This is a genomic window from Pseudomonas sp. S37 (assembly GCF_016658545.1).
Taxonomy (GTDB): Bacteria; Pseudomonadota; Gammaproteobacteria; order Pseudomonadales; family Pseudomonadaceae; genus Aquipseudomonas.
Map to the genome: position 1 here is coordinate 16847 of NZ_JACVZC010000021.1, position 13240 is coordinate 30086.

Here is a 13240-nt window from a genome sequence, read left to right on the forward strand (position 1 = left end):
CAAATCGTAGAAATCAATATGCCATTATTCAGGAAGGCTTAAACACCTCTTCCTATACTGCCTCTGGACAGTCTGCACAGGGTTGTAGCGCAGACGAGTGAAAACTCGACCAAGAGGCATTCCATGGAGTGGCTGGGGCTGCAACTGTTCGCCGACCTGCCGGCAACCGGGCGTATCGTCATCGATTGCCGGCATGAACCGATGCTGGTACTGCTCGCCTACTTCGTGGCCTGCGCGGCCTGCTTCGCCACCCTCGACATGGCCGAGCGCCAGTCCCACAGCGAAGAACCCACCGCCCATCGCCAGTGGAACATGCTGGGCGCCTGCTGCCTGGCCGGCGGTATCTGGGCCATGCACTTCATCAGCATGCTGGCCTTTCAGGCCCCGGTGGAAGTGCACTACGACGTGTCACTGACCATCCTTTCACTGCTCATCGCCCTGGCGGTCGCCTGGCTGACCATGCACAGCCTTGAACGCAAGCAGATGCGTGCGCAGCACTTCGTACAAAGCGCCCTGCTGATCGGCCTGGGCATCATCCTCATGCATTTTGTCGGCATGGCCGCGATGGAAACCGGTGCCCGGCAGTACTACCAGACCGGTCTGCTGCTGGCTTCTGCCGCCATTGCCTTGCTCACCAGCCTGGCCGCACTGTGCCTGGCCCGCTACTTTCGCAATGGCAGCGGCACCCTTTACCAGGCCATGAAGTACGGTGCCAGCCTGCTGATGGCCGGCGGCATCGTCGCCACCCACTTCACTGCAATGTCGGCCATGACCCTGGTGATCCCGGCCGATACTGCCCTGCGCCTGCCGTCTGGTGACAACAGCCTGCAACTGGCACTGGGCATCGGTTTCATTACCTTGCTGATCAGTGGTGCCTGCATCAGCGCAGCACTGGCCGACAAGAAGCTGCAAAGCAAGGAACATGACCTGCGTCGCGTCAGCATACTGCTCAGCCAACTGGATCAGGCCCGCGCTTCGCTGCAGCAGGCTGCGCACTACGATGCGCTGACCAATCTGGTCAATCGCCGTGGTTTCAACCAGGTATTCGCCGAACGCCTGCTCGAACACCAGGCCAGCGAAGGCCGCCTGGCGGTGATGTTCCTGGATATCGACCACTTCAAGCGCATCAACGACAGCCTCGGCCACGTCGCCGGTGACGAACTGCTCAAGGTGATCGCCAACCACATAAAGGCTGCTACCCGCAGCCAGGACCTGGTTGCACGCTTCGGTGGCGACGAGTTTTGCGTGGTCACCAGCCTCAACGGCCGTGACGAAGCCCGTCACCTGGCCCAGCGCATCATGCAACGCATGAAAGAGCCCATCGACCTGGGTGGCCGGCGCATGGTCATGACCACCAGCATCGGTATCAGCATCTTCCCGGAAGACGGCAGCACTGCCGAAGAGCTGCTCAAGCATGCCGACCTGGCCCTGTATCAATCCAAGGACAACGGGCGCAACAGCCTGAATTTCTTCAACGACAGCCTGAAGGCGCGTGCTTCGATTGCCTTGCAGCTGGAAGAAGAACTGCGCCAGGCCCTGCTCGAAGAGCGTGGGCTGTGCGTGCACTACCAGCCGATCTTCGACCCGCGCAATGGGCACGTTGCCAAACTGGAAGCGCTGGTGCGCTGGCAGCACCCCCAACACGGCCTGCTGGCGCCGGACCGCTTCATCGGTATCGCCGAAGCCAATGGCCTGATCATCGACCTCGACCTGTGGGTGCTGCGGCACGCTTGCGCCGACCTGGCCCACTTGCAGCGCCACGGCTACGGCGAGCTCAAGGTCACGGTCAATTGCTCGGCGGTCACCCTCAGCCACGACGAGTTGCCCAACGAAGTGGAAAAGGCGTTGCAGCATGCCGGCCTTGCAGCACGCCAACTGGAGCTGGAAGTGACCGAAAATGCCCTGATGGGGGACATCCAGCGCACGGTCAGCCTGCTCAAGCGGGTTCGCGCACTGGGTGTGACCTTGTCCATCGATGATTTTGGCACCGGCTACTCGTCACTGGCCTACCTCAAGCGCCTGCCGCTGGACGTACTGAAGATCGACCGAAGCTTCCTGCAGGATGTACCGGCCAACCAGAAAGACCGCGAAATCGTTCAGGCGATCATCGTCATGGCGCATACCCTGCACCTGCAGGTGGTCAGTGAGGGCGTGGAGACCGTCGAGCAACAGGCATTCCTCAAAGACCATGGCTGCGACTACCTGCAGGGCTACCTGCTGGGGCGCCCGGTACCGCTGGCCGAACTGCGGCCACTGCTGGAGCGGCTGCAGCGCCAGAACGGTGTGCTCACGGCTTGCTGCGGTAAAGTTCTACCAGTGTCGCCGGATCTTTTTGCAGGTAACCCTGGCTACCATGCAGGCGCATCAGTTGCGCGGCGAGGCCACTGAGCGGTGTCGCCGAACCCTGCTCGCGGGAGAACTTGACCGCGCCATCAAGGTCCTTGAGCAAGGTGCGCACGTGCCACTTGATCGGCTCGAAGCGGCTCTCGGCCATTTGCGGCGCGAGGATCTGCAGGGGTTTGGAATCGGCAAAACCACCCGCGAGGGCTTCGGCGATCAGCGTTGCGTCTACCCCGGACTGTTCGGCCAGCGCCACCACTTCGGCAATCACCAGCGCATTGCACGCCACAATCATCTGGTTGCAAGCCTTGGTGACCTGGCCGGCGCCAACCGCCCCCATGTGCGTCACGCGCTGGCCAAGCACCTCCAATACCGGGCGCGCGCGCTGCAGGTCGGCCACTTCGCCGCCAACCATGATTGCCAGGGTGCCGGCCTCGGCGCCAGGCGTACCACCAGACACCGGTGCATCCAGCCAGGCCATGCCGCACAACGCTGCCAGCTCGGCGGCCATTTCGCGGGTGGCAGTAGGCTCCAGGCTTGAGAAGTCGATCAGCAATTGCCCACTGCGCCCGCCCTCGGCAATGCCCTGTTCGCCGAATACCACCTCGCGCACCACTGCCGTGTCGGCCAGGCACAGCAACACCATGTCACTTTCGTGGCACAGTTCGGCCGGGCTGCTGGCCAGCCGCGCACCCGCGGCCACCAGAGCGGCACACTTGTCCGGGCTGCGGTTCCATACGGTCAGCGGGTAACCCGCGGCCAACAGGCGGCGGCACATGGGCAGGCCCATCAGGCCGATGCCGGCGAATCCAAGCGAAGGTAGTGCAGTACTCATTGATGACTCCTGACTAATTCGAACATTGCCCAGGCGAAGCGGCTCCCTGTAGGAGCGGCCTTGTGTCGCGACGGGCTGCATAGCAGCCCCGGGATTTCACCAAGAGCGCAAAAACACGGGGCTGCTGCGCAGCCCATCCGACCGGTCCGGCGCCCCGGCAAGGCCGCTCCTACAGGGGGCTGCGCCGCCTGGCAGGACTGAGGACACATTACGCATCCCGTAAACTGTTACCGCCACGCCGAATTGTTACTTACCTCTACCCGTATTGAACGCCTTCAAGCACCAAAACGGGGCTGCTGCGCATTTTTGCGCACCAAAAAAGATCACACCTCAGCCGGGCCCTTTACCTGAATCACGATAAACGGCGAAACCACCACCGCCCAGATCTCTGGATCGCGGCTTTGCAGGTCCAGGGCCTGCTCGGCGGTCACCGGCCCAACAGTGCCATCACTACGCCACTTGGCGAAGATCTCGCTGCGATTCTCGGCCATCGCCTCGGCAACGGTGATCAGGTCCAGGCGGGTGTCGACCCAAATCAGGTCACCCTTGGCCCAGAAACGCTCCAGCGCTTTCCACTCGATGATTGCCGTCTCGCCAAGCAATTTGGCATAGAGGGTGCTTGTTTGATCAGTCATGGGCGGTATCCGCTAAATTCGGCCAATAAAAATGGCCGGCATTTTTGCAGAAAAACCCGGTTTCAAATACGTAATTTGGTCGATTGGCCCCGAAGTTATGGGGTGGGGCCCGAGATGCAGGCAAATTGATGGCGCCTTTTTGTATCTTTGTGTCGACCATGCGACAACCCGGGGAACTGGCACTTTTTGCCCGCTTTTCAAGCGCGCAAACAGCGCTCTACACTGTACCGGTACAGTTCCGGGACATGTTCCGGGGGAAGGTGGGCTTGCGCGTTGGCATGGCCACGCCGCAAATCCCGCCCGGTCTGTAGCCCTGGCCGCCAGGACTATAAGAATTACAACAGAATGAGTGGAGCACTATGATCAAGATTTCCAAGCTGTTCGCCGCAATGGTACTGGCCGGGGTAGCCAGCCATTCGTTTGCCGCCGATACCATCAAGATCGGGATCGCAGGCCCTAAAACCGGCCCTGTGACCCAGTACGGCGACATGCAGTTCATCGGCGCCAAGCAAGCCATCAAGGATATCAACGCCGCGGGCGGCGTCGATGGCAAGATGCTCGAAGCCAAGGAATACGATGACGCCTGCGACCCTAAACAGGCCGTGGCAGTCGCCAACAAAGTGGTCAACGACGGCGTCAAGTTCGTCATCGGCCACCTGTGCTCCAGCTCCACCCAGCCAGCGTCCGACATCTACGAAGACGAAGGCGTGATCATGATCACCCCGGCCGCCACCTCGCCGGAAATCACCGCCCGTGGCTACAAGCTGATCTTCCGCACCATCGGCCTGGACAGCGCCCAGGGCCCGGCTGCCGGCAACTACATCGCTGACCACGTCAAGCCGAAAGTGGTTGCAGTACTGCACGACAAGCAACAGTACGGTGAAGGTATCGCCACCGCGGTCAAGCAGACCCTGGAAGGCAAAGGCACCAAGGTTGCAGTATTCGAAGGCCTGAACGCCGGTGACAAGGACTTCTCCTCGATCATCCAGAAGCTCAAGCAGAACAACGTCGACTTCGTCTACTACGGCGGCTACCACCCAGAGCTGGGCCTGATCCTGCGCCAGGCTCAGGAAAAAGGCCTGAAAGCCAAGTTCATGGGCCCGGAAGGCGTGGGTAACGACTCCATCTCGCAGATCGCCCAGGGCGCCTCCGAAGGCCTGCTGGTCACCCTGCCGAAGTCGTTCGATGCCGACCCGGAGAACAAGAAGATCGTCGACGCCATCAAGGCTGACGGCAAGGACCCAAGCGGCCCCTTCGTGTTCCCGGCCTACTCGGCTGTTGAGCTGATCGCCCAGGGCATCAAGGCCGCCAAGTCCGAAGACGCCGAGAAGGTGGCAGCGGCCATCCACGCCGGTTCCTTCAAGACCCCGACCGGCACCCTGTCCTACGACGAGAAAGGCGACCTGAAAGACTTCAAGTTCGTGGTCTACGAATGGCACTTCGGCAAGCCGAAGACCGAAGTCTCCCCTCAGTAACTGCGTGACTAATAGCTGACCGTAGAAGCCCACTGTGCGAGCAGTGGGCTTTGTTTTACGAGGTTCATGGGCCTGATCCCCGCGATCCGGGGGCGGGCCCACCTGAAAATCTTAAAACCGTCACCCGCGGTTTCCTGGCCTTACCCCCGCCAGCGAAATGCAAATCAGGTTTTTAGGAGCGCTGTAATGCCTGAGATCTACCATTTCTTCCAACAACTGGTTAATGGATTGACCATCGGCAGCACCTATGCCTTGATCGCCATCGGTTACACGATGGTGTACGGCATCATTGGCATGATCAACTTCGCCCACGGCGAGGTGTACATGATCGGTTCCTACGTGGCCTTCATTGCCCTGGCGGGCCTGGCCATGATGGGTATCCACTCGCTGCCCATCCTGATGACCGTCGCCTTCGTCGCGACCATCTGTGTCACCAGTGCCTATGGCTACAGCATCGAACGGGTTGCCTACCGCCCCTTGCGCAATAGCAACCGGTTGATCCCGCTGATTTCTGCCATCGGCATGTCGATCTTCCTGCAGAACACGGTCTTGCTGTCGCAAGACTCCAAGGACAAATCCATCCCCAACCTGATCCCCGGCAGCTTCTCGTTCGGCCCAGGTGGTGCGGAAGAGGTCCTGGTTTCCTACATGCAGATCCTGGTGTTCGTGGTCACTCTGGTGGCCATGACCCTGCTCACCCTGTTCATCTCCCGTTCCCGCCTGGGCCGCGCCTGCCGCGCCTGCGCCGAGGACATCAAGATGGCCAACCTGCTGGGCATCAACACCAACAACATCATCGCCCTCACCTTCGTCATCGGTGCCGCCCTGGCCGCCGTGGCGGCCGTGCTGCTGAGCATGCAGTACGGGGTGATCAACCCCAACGCCGGTTTCCTGGTGGGCCTGAAGGCCTTTACCGCGGCGGTACTGGGTGGCATCGGCAGTATCCCGGGCGCCATGCTCGGCGGGCTGGTGCTGGGCGTGGCCGAAGCGTTTGGCGCCGATATCTTCGGCGACCAGTACAAGGACGTGGTGGCATTCGGCTTGTTGGTTCTTGTCCTGCTATTCCGGCCGACCGGCATCCTGGGCCGCCCGGAGGTTGAAAAAGTATGAACAGAAATCTCAAACAGGCGTTCTTCAGCGCCTTGCTGGTCTGGGCCGTGGCCTTCCCGGTGCTGGGCCTGAAACTGAGCATCGACGGCATCAGCCTGGTGGTGCACAGCCAGGGCTCGTTCACCATCAGCATTATTGCCGTGTGTTCGGTGCTGATGTTCCTGCGTGTGCTGTTTGATCGGCAGTGGAGCGCGGTGATGGGCCGCCGTTCGGATCGCAAGCTGATCCCACCGGCCGTAAGCAACTACCTGACCCTGCCGAAAACCCAGCGTTACGTGATCATCGGCCTGATTGTTGCCGCCCTGGTGTGGCCGTTCTTCGGTTCGCGCGGAGCAGTCGACATTGCCACGCTGATCCTGATCTACGTGCTGCTGGGCCTGGGCCTGAACATCGTGGTCGGCCTGGCGGGCCTGCTCGACCTGGGTTATGTCGGCTTCTACGCCGTCGGCGCCTACAGCTACGCGATGCTCTCGCACTACCTGGGCTGGAGCTTCTGGGTATGCCTGCCGATCGCCGGCCTGATGGCCGCCACTTTCGGCTTCCTGCTCGGCTTCCCGGTGCTGCGCTTGCGTGGTGACTACCTGGCGATCGTGACGCTCGGTTTCGGTGAGATCATCCGCCTGTTCCTGCGTAACCTCACCGACTGGACCGGCGGCCCCAACGGCATCAGCAACATCCCCAAACCGGAGTTCTTCGGCCTCACCTTCGAACGCCGCGCCGCCGAGGGCATGCAGACCTTCCACGAGTTCTTCGGGCTGGAATACAACTCGATCAACAAGGTGATCTTCCTTTACCTGGTGGCCCTGCTGCTGGCCCTGCTGGCGCTGTTCGTGATCAACCGCCTGCTGCGCATGCCGATCGGCCGTGCCTGGGAAGCCCTGCGCGAAGACGAGATCGCCTGCCGTGCACTGGGCCTGAACCCGACCGTGATCAAGCTCTCGGCCTTCACCCTGGGCGCCTGCTTCGCCGGTTTCGCCGGCAGCTTCTTTGCTGCGCGGCAAGGCCTGGTGACGCCGGAGTCGTTCACCTTCATCGAGTCGGCGATCATCCTCGCCATCGTCGTGCTTGGCGGCATGGGCTCACAGCTGGGCGTGATTCTCGCGGCCATCGTGATGATCCTGCTGCCCGAGCTGATGCGTGAGTTCAGCGAGTACCGCATGTTGATGTTCGGTGCGCTGATGGTGTTGATGATGATCTGGCGTCCGCAGGGCCTGCTGCCTATGCAACGTCCACACATGGAGCTGCGTCGATGAGCCGCGAAATTCTGCAAGTCAGCGGCCTGAGCATGCGCTTCGGCGGCTTGTTGGCGGTCAACGGCGTGGCCCTGACCGTCAAGGAAAAACAGGTTGTGGCGCTGATCGGCCCGAACGGCGCCGGCAAGACCACGGTATTCAACTGCCTGACCGGCTTCTACAAGCCCAGCGGCGGCACCATCCTGCTCGATGGCCAGCCGATCCAGGGCCTGGCCGGCCACCAGATCGCCCGCAAGGGCGTGGTGCGGACCTTCCAGAACGTGCGCCTGTTCAAGGAAATGACCGCACTGGAAAACCTGCTGATTGCCCAGCACCGCCACCTCAACACCAACTTCTTCGCCGGCCTGTTCAAGACCCCGAGCTTCCGCCGCAGCGAGAAGGAGGCCATGGAACGCGCGCAGTACTGGCTGGAGAAGGTCAACCTGACCGAGTTCGCCAACCGTACCGCCGGCACCCTCGCCTACGGCCAGCAGCGCCGCCTGGAAATCGCCCGCTGCATGATGACCCAGCCTCGCATCATCATGCTCGATGAACCGGCGGCCGGGCTGAACCCGAAGGAAACCGAAGACCTCAAGGCACTGATCGCCTACCTGCGCGAATCGCACAACGTCACCGTGCTGCTGATCGAGCATGACATGAAGCTGGTGATGAGCATTTCCGACCATATCGTGGTAATCAACCAGGGCACCCCCCTGGCCCACGGCACGCCGGAAGAGATCCGCGACAACCCTGATGTGATCAAAGCCTACCTGGGGGAAGCGTAAATGCTGAAGTTCGAAAACGTTTCCACCTTCTACGGCAAGATCCAGGCGCTGCACAGCGTCAACGTGGAAATCAACCAGGGCGAAATCGTCACCCTGATCGGCGCCAACGGCGCTGGCAAGTCGACCTTGCTGATGACCCTGTGCGGCTCACCGCAGGCGCACAGCGGCAGCATCAAGTACCTGGGTGAAGAACTGGTCGGCCAGCCGTCCTCGCACATCATGCGCAAGAGCATCGCGGTGGTGCCGGAAGGCCGCCGTGTGTTCGCCCGCCTGACCGTTGAGGAAAACCTGGCGATGGGCGGTTTCTTCACCGACAAGGGTGACTATCAGGAACAGCTGGACAAGGTATTGCAGCTGTTCCCACGCCTGAAGGAGCGCTATATCCAGCGTGGCGGCACCATGTCCGGTGGCGAGCAGCAAATGCTCGCCATTGGCCGGGCGCTGATGAGCAAGCCCAAGCTGCTGCTGCTTGACGAGCCCTCGCTGGGCCTGGCGCCCATCATCATCCAGCAGATCTTCGACATCATCGAACAGCTGCGCCGCGACGGCGTGACGGTATTCCTGGTGGAGCAGAACGCCAACCAGGCGCTGAAGATCGCCGACCGTGCGTATGTGCTGGAGAACGGCCGGGTGGTGATGCAGGGGACCGGTGAGGCATTGTTGACCGACCCGAAGGTGCGCGACGCGTATCTGGGTGGTTGATTGGGAAAGGGCCTTCGCAGGCCCTTTTTTTGCCTGCAAGGAATGTGTTGCCAGTGCTGGCCCTTTCGCGGGTAAACCCGCTCCTACAACAGGCGCTGCACGACCGTTGTAGGAGCGGGTTTACCCGCGAAAGGGCCCGCACAGGCAACCATTAACTTGTGATCCACCACCAGCCTGCGTAACGTGGCGAGCTTTCACGGCAAAGATCCCCGGAGCCCGCCCCATGCGCCTCACCCCCTCCCTGCTGTTCACCGCCCTGCTGCCCCTGTTCGCCGGCTGCCAACTGATGGCTGACGCCCCCAGCGACCCGAACATCGGCACCACGCGCATGCAGGGCGAGCTGCGCGCCGCAGGCGGCCAGCTGCTGTTCAAGCCGTGCAGCGAAAACCGCACCTTCGTGATCAACGACGTGGGCGCCACCGGTATCCTGCAGGAAGCCGCAAACCTCGCCAAAGACGCCAACGACAAACTCTTCGCCGACGTCCGCGGCCGCCTCACCGGCAGCAAGCAGGCTAACAATGACGGCCAGCTGGAAGTACGCCGGCTGTACCGCCTGGAACCTTCCACTCGGGCCTGTGAAGACCCCAACTTCAAGCAGCTGACCCTGCGCGCCAGCGGTCATGAGCCAGACTGGGACATCAAGGCCAGCGGCAAGGGCATGGTCCTCAACCGTGTCGGCCAGGCGCCATTGCCCCTGCCGTTCCTCGAAGAAGAAGTGCCCGGCGGCGGCCTGACCCTGACCAGCGAAGCCAACGGCCAGCATGTGGAGCTGTGGGTCGCCCCACAACGCTGCGTCGACAGCATGAGCGGCGCCGTACACCACCTGCGCGCCGAACTGCGCATCGACGGCAAGACCCTGCAAGGCTGCGGTTACTACGGCGGCGCACGCGACAACTGATCGCCGGGCGCTTTTATCCTGCCAGTCAGGGCGGCTAACAGCTTATACTTGGCGGTTTGTGTAAAGCCGCCGGCCGCCCATGGCCGGGATACTGGACCCTGCCATGCTACGAATCACCGAATTGAAGCTGCCCCTGGACCACCCTGACGAAGCGCTGCGAGAGGCCATCGTCCAGCGCCTGGGCATCCGCGACGAGCAACTGCTCAGCTTCAACCTGTTCAAGCGCAGCTACGATGCGCGCAAGAAGAACAGCGAACTGCTGTTCATCTACACCATCGACCTGGAAGCCAGCAACGAAGCCGAACTGCTCGGCAAGTTCGCCGACGATCGCAACATCGGCCCGGCCCCGGACGTTACCTACAAGTTCGTTGGCCAGGCCCCGGCCGACCTGCAGGAGCGCCCGATCGTGGTCGGCTTTGGCCCGTGCGGCATCTTTGCCGGCCTGCTGCTGGCACAAATGGGTTTCAAACCGATCATTCTCGAGCGCGGCAAGGAAGTGCGCCAGCGCACCAAGGACACCTGGGGCCTGTGGCGCAAAAGCGTGCTCAACCCCGAGTCCAACGTGCAGTTCGGCGAAGGCGGCGCCGGTACCTTCTCCGACGGCAAGCTGTACAGCCAGATCAAGGACCCGCAGCACCACGGCCGCAAGGTGCTGGAAGAGTTCGTCAAGGCCGGCGCGCCGGACGAGATCCTGTACATCAACAAACCGCACATCGGCACCTTCCGCCTGACCGGCATGGTCGAGCAGATGCGTCAGGACATGATCGCCATGGGCGCAGAAGTGCGTTTCCAGGAAAAGGTCACCGACCTGCTGATCGACGATGGCCAGCTGACTGGCGTGGTGCTGGAGAGCGGCGAACAGCTGCACTCGCGCCACGTAGTATTGGCCCTGGGCCACAGCGCCCGCGACACCTTCCGCATGCTGCACGCCAAGGGTGTGTACATGGAAGCCAAGCCGTTCTCGGTGGGCTTCCGTATCGAGCACCCGCAAACGCTGATCGACAAGGCGCGCCTGGGCAAGTACGCCGGCCACCCGAAGCTCGGCGCGGCCGACTACAAGCTGGTGTACCACGCCAAGAACGGCCGCTCGGTGTACAGCTTCTGCATGTGCCCAGGGGGCACCGTGGTTGCCGCCACCAGCGAACCTGGGCGGGTGGTGACCAACGGCATGAGCCAGTACTCGCGTAACGAGCGCAACGCCAACTCCGGCATCGTCGTCGGCATCGACCCCGAGCGCGACTACCCGGGTGGCCCGCTGGCCGGTATCGAGCTGCAGGAGCGCCTGGAGGCCCACGCCTACGTGATGGGTGGCAGCAACTACCAAGCCCCGGCGCAGCTGGTGGGCGACTTTGTCGCTGGCCGCCCCTCGACCGCGCTGGGTAGCGTTGAGCCGTCCTACAAGCCGGGCGTGACCCTGGGTGACCTGGCACCGAGCCTGCCGGACTTCGCCATTGAGGCGATCCGCGAGGCACTGCCGGCGTTCGACCGGCAGATCAAAGGCTACAACCTGCATGATGCGGTGTTGACCGGAATCGAGACGCGTACCTCGTCGCCGCTGCGGATTACCCGGGGTGAGGATTACCAGAGCCTGAACATGAAGGGGCTGTTCCCGGCAGGTGAAGGGGCTGGTTATGCCGGCGGGATCCTGTCGGCGGGTGTCGATGGCATTCGGATTGCCGAGGCGGTGGCGCGGGATATGCTCGGCCTCTGATCCTTTTTTTGCCTGCCCTGGCCTCTTCGCGGGTAAACCCGCTCCCACAGTGATAGTGCAGTACCTGTGGGAGCGGGTTCACCCGCGAAAGGGGCCTGAAACACATAAGAGAAATCCGATACAAACATCAGACTTCCCCTCCCCCATCCTTCCCCACCTGCATCTAGGCTTGCAACAGCCCAGCCAGCAACACCATATAACAAAAACGAATATAGTTTTTGTTTTAAAGCATATCGCCACAGGCTAGGGTGTACGCCCGTTCCATTCGTAAACTGCTCATGGAGAGCCTATAGCCCGTGCGTAGCCTGTTTACCCGTTTCTTCCAGCTCGAAGCCGCCAGCGGCCTGCTGCTGATCGCCGCCGCCGTATTGGCCCTGGTCATCAACAACTCGCCACTGTCCTACTTGTACAGCGGCCTGCTCGACGTTCCCGTCGCCGTTCAGGTCGGCGCACTGAACATCGCCAAGCCGTTGCTGCTGTGGATCAACGACGGCCTGATGGCCCTGTTCTTCCTGCTGATCGGCCTTGAGGTCAAACGCGAGGTGGTCGACGGCCACCTGTCCAAACCCTCGCAGATCGTGCTGCCTGCCACGGCCGCGATCGGTGGCATGGTGGTGCCGGCGCTGATCTACTGGTTCATCAACCGCGAAGACCCTGCCGCCGTAGCGGGCTGGGCGATCCCCACCGCCACCGACATCGCCTTCGCCCTCGGCGTGCTGGCCCTGCTGGGCAAGCGCGTGCCAGTGTCGCTGAAGCTGTTCCTGATGACCCTGGCGATCATTGACGACCTGGGTGCGATCATTGTCATCGCCCTGTTCTACTCCGGCACCTTGTCGAGCGTATCGCTGCTGCTGGCTGCGGCTTGCCTGGTGGTGCTGGTGGCCATGAACCGGCTGGGCGTGGTCAAGCTCGGCCCGTATTTGGTCATTGGCCTGATCCTGTGGGTCTGCGTGCTCAAGAGCGGCGTGCATGCCACCCTGGCCGGTGTCGCCCTGGCCTTGTGTATCCCGCTGCGCACACGCAATGCCGAATCTTCACCACTGCTGGCGCTGGAACATGCCCTGCACCCATGGGTGGCTTACGCCATCCTGCCACTGTTCGCCTTTGCCAATGCCGGCGTTTCACTGGCCGGCATGACCCTGGACAGCTTCACCCACCCCGTGCCAATGGGCATCACGGTTGGCCTGCTGCTGGGCAAGACCGTGGGGGTTTTCGGCCTGACCTGGGTGGCGGTCAAGCTGCGCCTCGCCGCGCTGCCCGCGGGTGCTGGCTGGGGGCAATTGCTGGGGGTGGCGATACTCTGCGGCATTGGCTTCACCATGAGCCTGTTCGTTGGCTCGCTGGCCTTTGTCCCGGGCAGCAGTGACTACGCCGGCATGGACCGCATGGGCATCCTGACCGGCTCGTTCTTCGCGGCTGTGGTCGGCTATGCCGTCACCGCCATGGCCAGCCGCAAGAACATCAACAGCTGAAGGGCTGCAGCATAAAAAACCCCGACTGGCGCAAGCCATGTCGGG

At 62.1% G+C, this 13240-nt stretch carries 11 protein-coding genes; 9 read left to right on the forward strand and 2 right to left on the reverse strand.

Annotated elements, in window-relative coordinates:
* The first annotated feature begins 123 nt into the window (after positions 1 to 123).
* The gene (locus tag IAE39_RS09930) at positions 124 to 2388 is read left to right on the forward strand and encodes a putative bifunctional diguanylate cyclase/phosphodiesterase (RefSeq protein WP_201201752.1); all 2265 of its coding nucleotides are present in this window, start codon (positions 124 to 126) and stop codon (positions 2386 to 2388) included.
* Here the strand turns inward: IAE39_RS09930 and IAE39_RS09935 are convergent.
* Together IAE39_RS09935 and IAE39_RS09940 are read right to left on the reverse strand one after the other, a co-directional pair.
* Positions 2288 to 3175, reverse strand: coding sequence for an NAD(P)-dependent oxidoreductase (locus IAE39_RS09935; RefSeq protein ID WP_201201754.1), 888 nt, complete (start codon positions 3173 to 3175; stop codon positions 2288 to 2290). The genes IAE39_RS09930 and IAE39_RS09935 overlap by 101 nt on opposite strands.
* A gap of 323 nt (positions 3176 to 3498) precedes the next feature.
* On the reverse strand, positions 3499 to 3810 hold the full coding sequence (locus tag IAE39_RS09940) for a DUF2288 domain-containing protein (protein WP_201201756.1): 312 nt from the start codon (positions 3808 to 3810) through the stop codon (positions 3499 to 3501).
* A 359-nt stretch (positions 3811 to 4169) separates the two neighbouring features.
* On the opposite strand from IAE39_RS09940, the gene IAE39_RS09945 reads away from it, so the two are divergent.
* The 8 genes from IAE39_RS09945 (at position 4170) to nhaA (ending at position 13195) form a co-directional block, all read left to right on the forward strand.
* Positions 4170 to 5285 (forward strand): branched-chain amino acid ABC transporter substrate-binding protein, encoded by a 1116-nt coding sequence (locus IAE39_RS09945; RefSeq protein WP_201201758.1) that lies wholly within the window; start codon positions 4170 to 4172, stop codon positions 5283 to 5285.
* Positions 5286 to 5471: 186 nt separating this feature from the next.
* Positions 5472 to 6395 (forward strand): high-affinity branched-chain amino acid ABC transporter permease LivH, encoded by a 924-nt coding sequence (gene livH / locus IAE39_RS09950; RefSeq protein ID WP_201201760.1) that lies wholly within the window; start codon positions 5472 to 5474, stop codon positions 6393 to 6395.
* Complete coding sequence (locus IAE39_RS09955; protein ID WP_201201762.1) at positions 6392 to 7648, forward strand: high-affinity branched-chain amino acid ABC transporter permease LivM; 1257 nt, start codon at positions 6392 to 6394, stop codon at positions 7646 to 7648. The genes livH and IAE39_RS09955 overlap by 4 nt, the downstream gene beginning before the upstream one ends.
* The gene (livG, locus tag IAE39_RS09960) at positions 7645 to 8412 is read left to right on the forward strand and encodes a high-affinity branched-chain amino acid ABC transporter ATP-binding protein LivG (protein WP_003254878.1); all 768 of its coding nucleotides are present in this window, start codon (positions 7645 to 7647) and stop codon (positions 8410 to 8412) included. Before IAE39_RS09955 ends, livG begins: the two co-directional genes overlap by 4 nt.
* Entirely contained in the window at positions 8413 to 9114 is a 702-nt protein-coding gene (locus tag IAE39_RS09965) for an ABC transporter ATP-binding protein (RefSeq protein ID WP_003254879.1), read from the forward strand. It begins immediately after the preceding gene.
* Between the two features lie 223 nt (positions 9115 to 9337).
* Positions 9338 to 10012, forward strand: a complete 675-nt coding sequence (locus IAE39_RS09970) for a COG3650 family protein (protein WP_201201765.1) — start codon at positions 9338 to 9340, stop codon at positions 10010 to 10012.
* Between the two features lie 103 nt (positions 10013 to 10115).
* Positions 10116 to 11723 (forward strand): NAD(P)/FAD-dependent oxidoreductase, encoded by a 1608-nt coding sequence (locus IAE39_RS09975; protein WP_201201774.1) that lies wholly within the window; start codon positions 10116 to 10118, stop codon positions 11721 to 11723.
* Positions 11724 to 12019: 296 nt separating this feature from the next.
* Positions 12020 to 13195 carry a Na+/H+ antiporter NhaA gene (gene nhaA / locus IAE39_RS09980; protein WP_201201776.1) on the forward strand — a complete coding sequence of 392 codons (1176 nt, stop codon included), beginning with the start codon at positions 12020 to 12022 and terminating at the stop codon, positions 13193 to 13195.
* The last annotated feature ends 45 nt before the right edge of the window (positions 13196 to 13240 follow it).

Bases quoted from the DNA above. Each gene is read 5' to 3' on its own strand.
- IAE39_RS09930 (WP_201201752.1), top strand. From the start codon at position 124: ATGGAGTGGCTGGGGCTGCAACTGTTCGCCGACCTGCCGGCAACCGGG.
- IAE39_RS09935 (WP_201201754.1), bottom strand. From the start codon at position 3,175: ATGAGTACTGCACTACCTTCGCTTGGATTCGCCGGCATCGGCCTGATG.
- IAE39_RS09940 (WP_201201756.1), bottom strand. From the start codon at position 3,810: ATGACTGATCAAACAAGCACCCTCTATGCCAAATTGCTTGGCGAGACG.
- IAE39_RS09945 (WP_201201758.1), top strand. From the start codon at position 4,170: ATGATCAAGATTTCCAAGCTGTTCGCCGCAATGGTACTGGCCGGGGTA.
- livH (WP_201201760.1), top strand. From the start codon at position 5,472: ATGCCTGAGATCTACCATTTCTTCCAACAACTGGTTAATGGATTGACC.
- IAE39_RS09955 (WP_201201762.1), top strand. From the start codon at position 6,392: ATGAACAGAAATCTCAAACAGGCGTTCTTCAGCGCCTTGCTGGTCTGG.
- livG (WP_003254878.1), top strand. From the start codon at position 7,645: ATGAGCCGCGAAATTCTGCAAGTCAGCGGCCTGAGCATGCGCTTCGGC.
- IAE39_RS09965 (WP_003254879.1), top strand. From the start codon at position 8,413: ATGCTGAAGTTCGAAAACGTTTCCACCTTCTACGGCAAGATCCAGGCG.
- IAE39_RS09970 (WP_201201765.1), top strand. From the start codon at position 9,338: ATGCGCCTCACCCCCTCCCTGCTGTTCACCGCCCTGCTGCCCCTGTTC.
- IAE39_RS09975 (WP_201201774.1), top strand. From the start codon at position 10,116: ATGCTACGAATCACCGAATTGAAGCTGCCCCTGGACCACCCTGACGAA.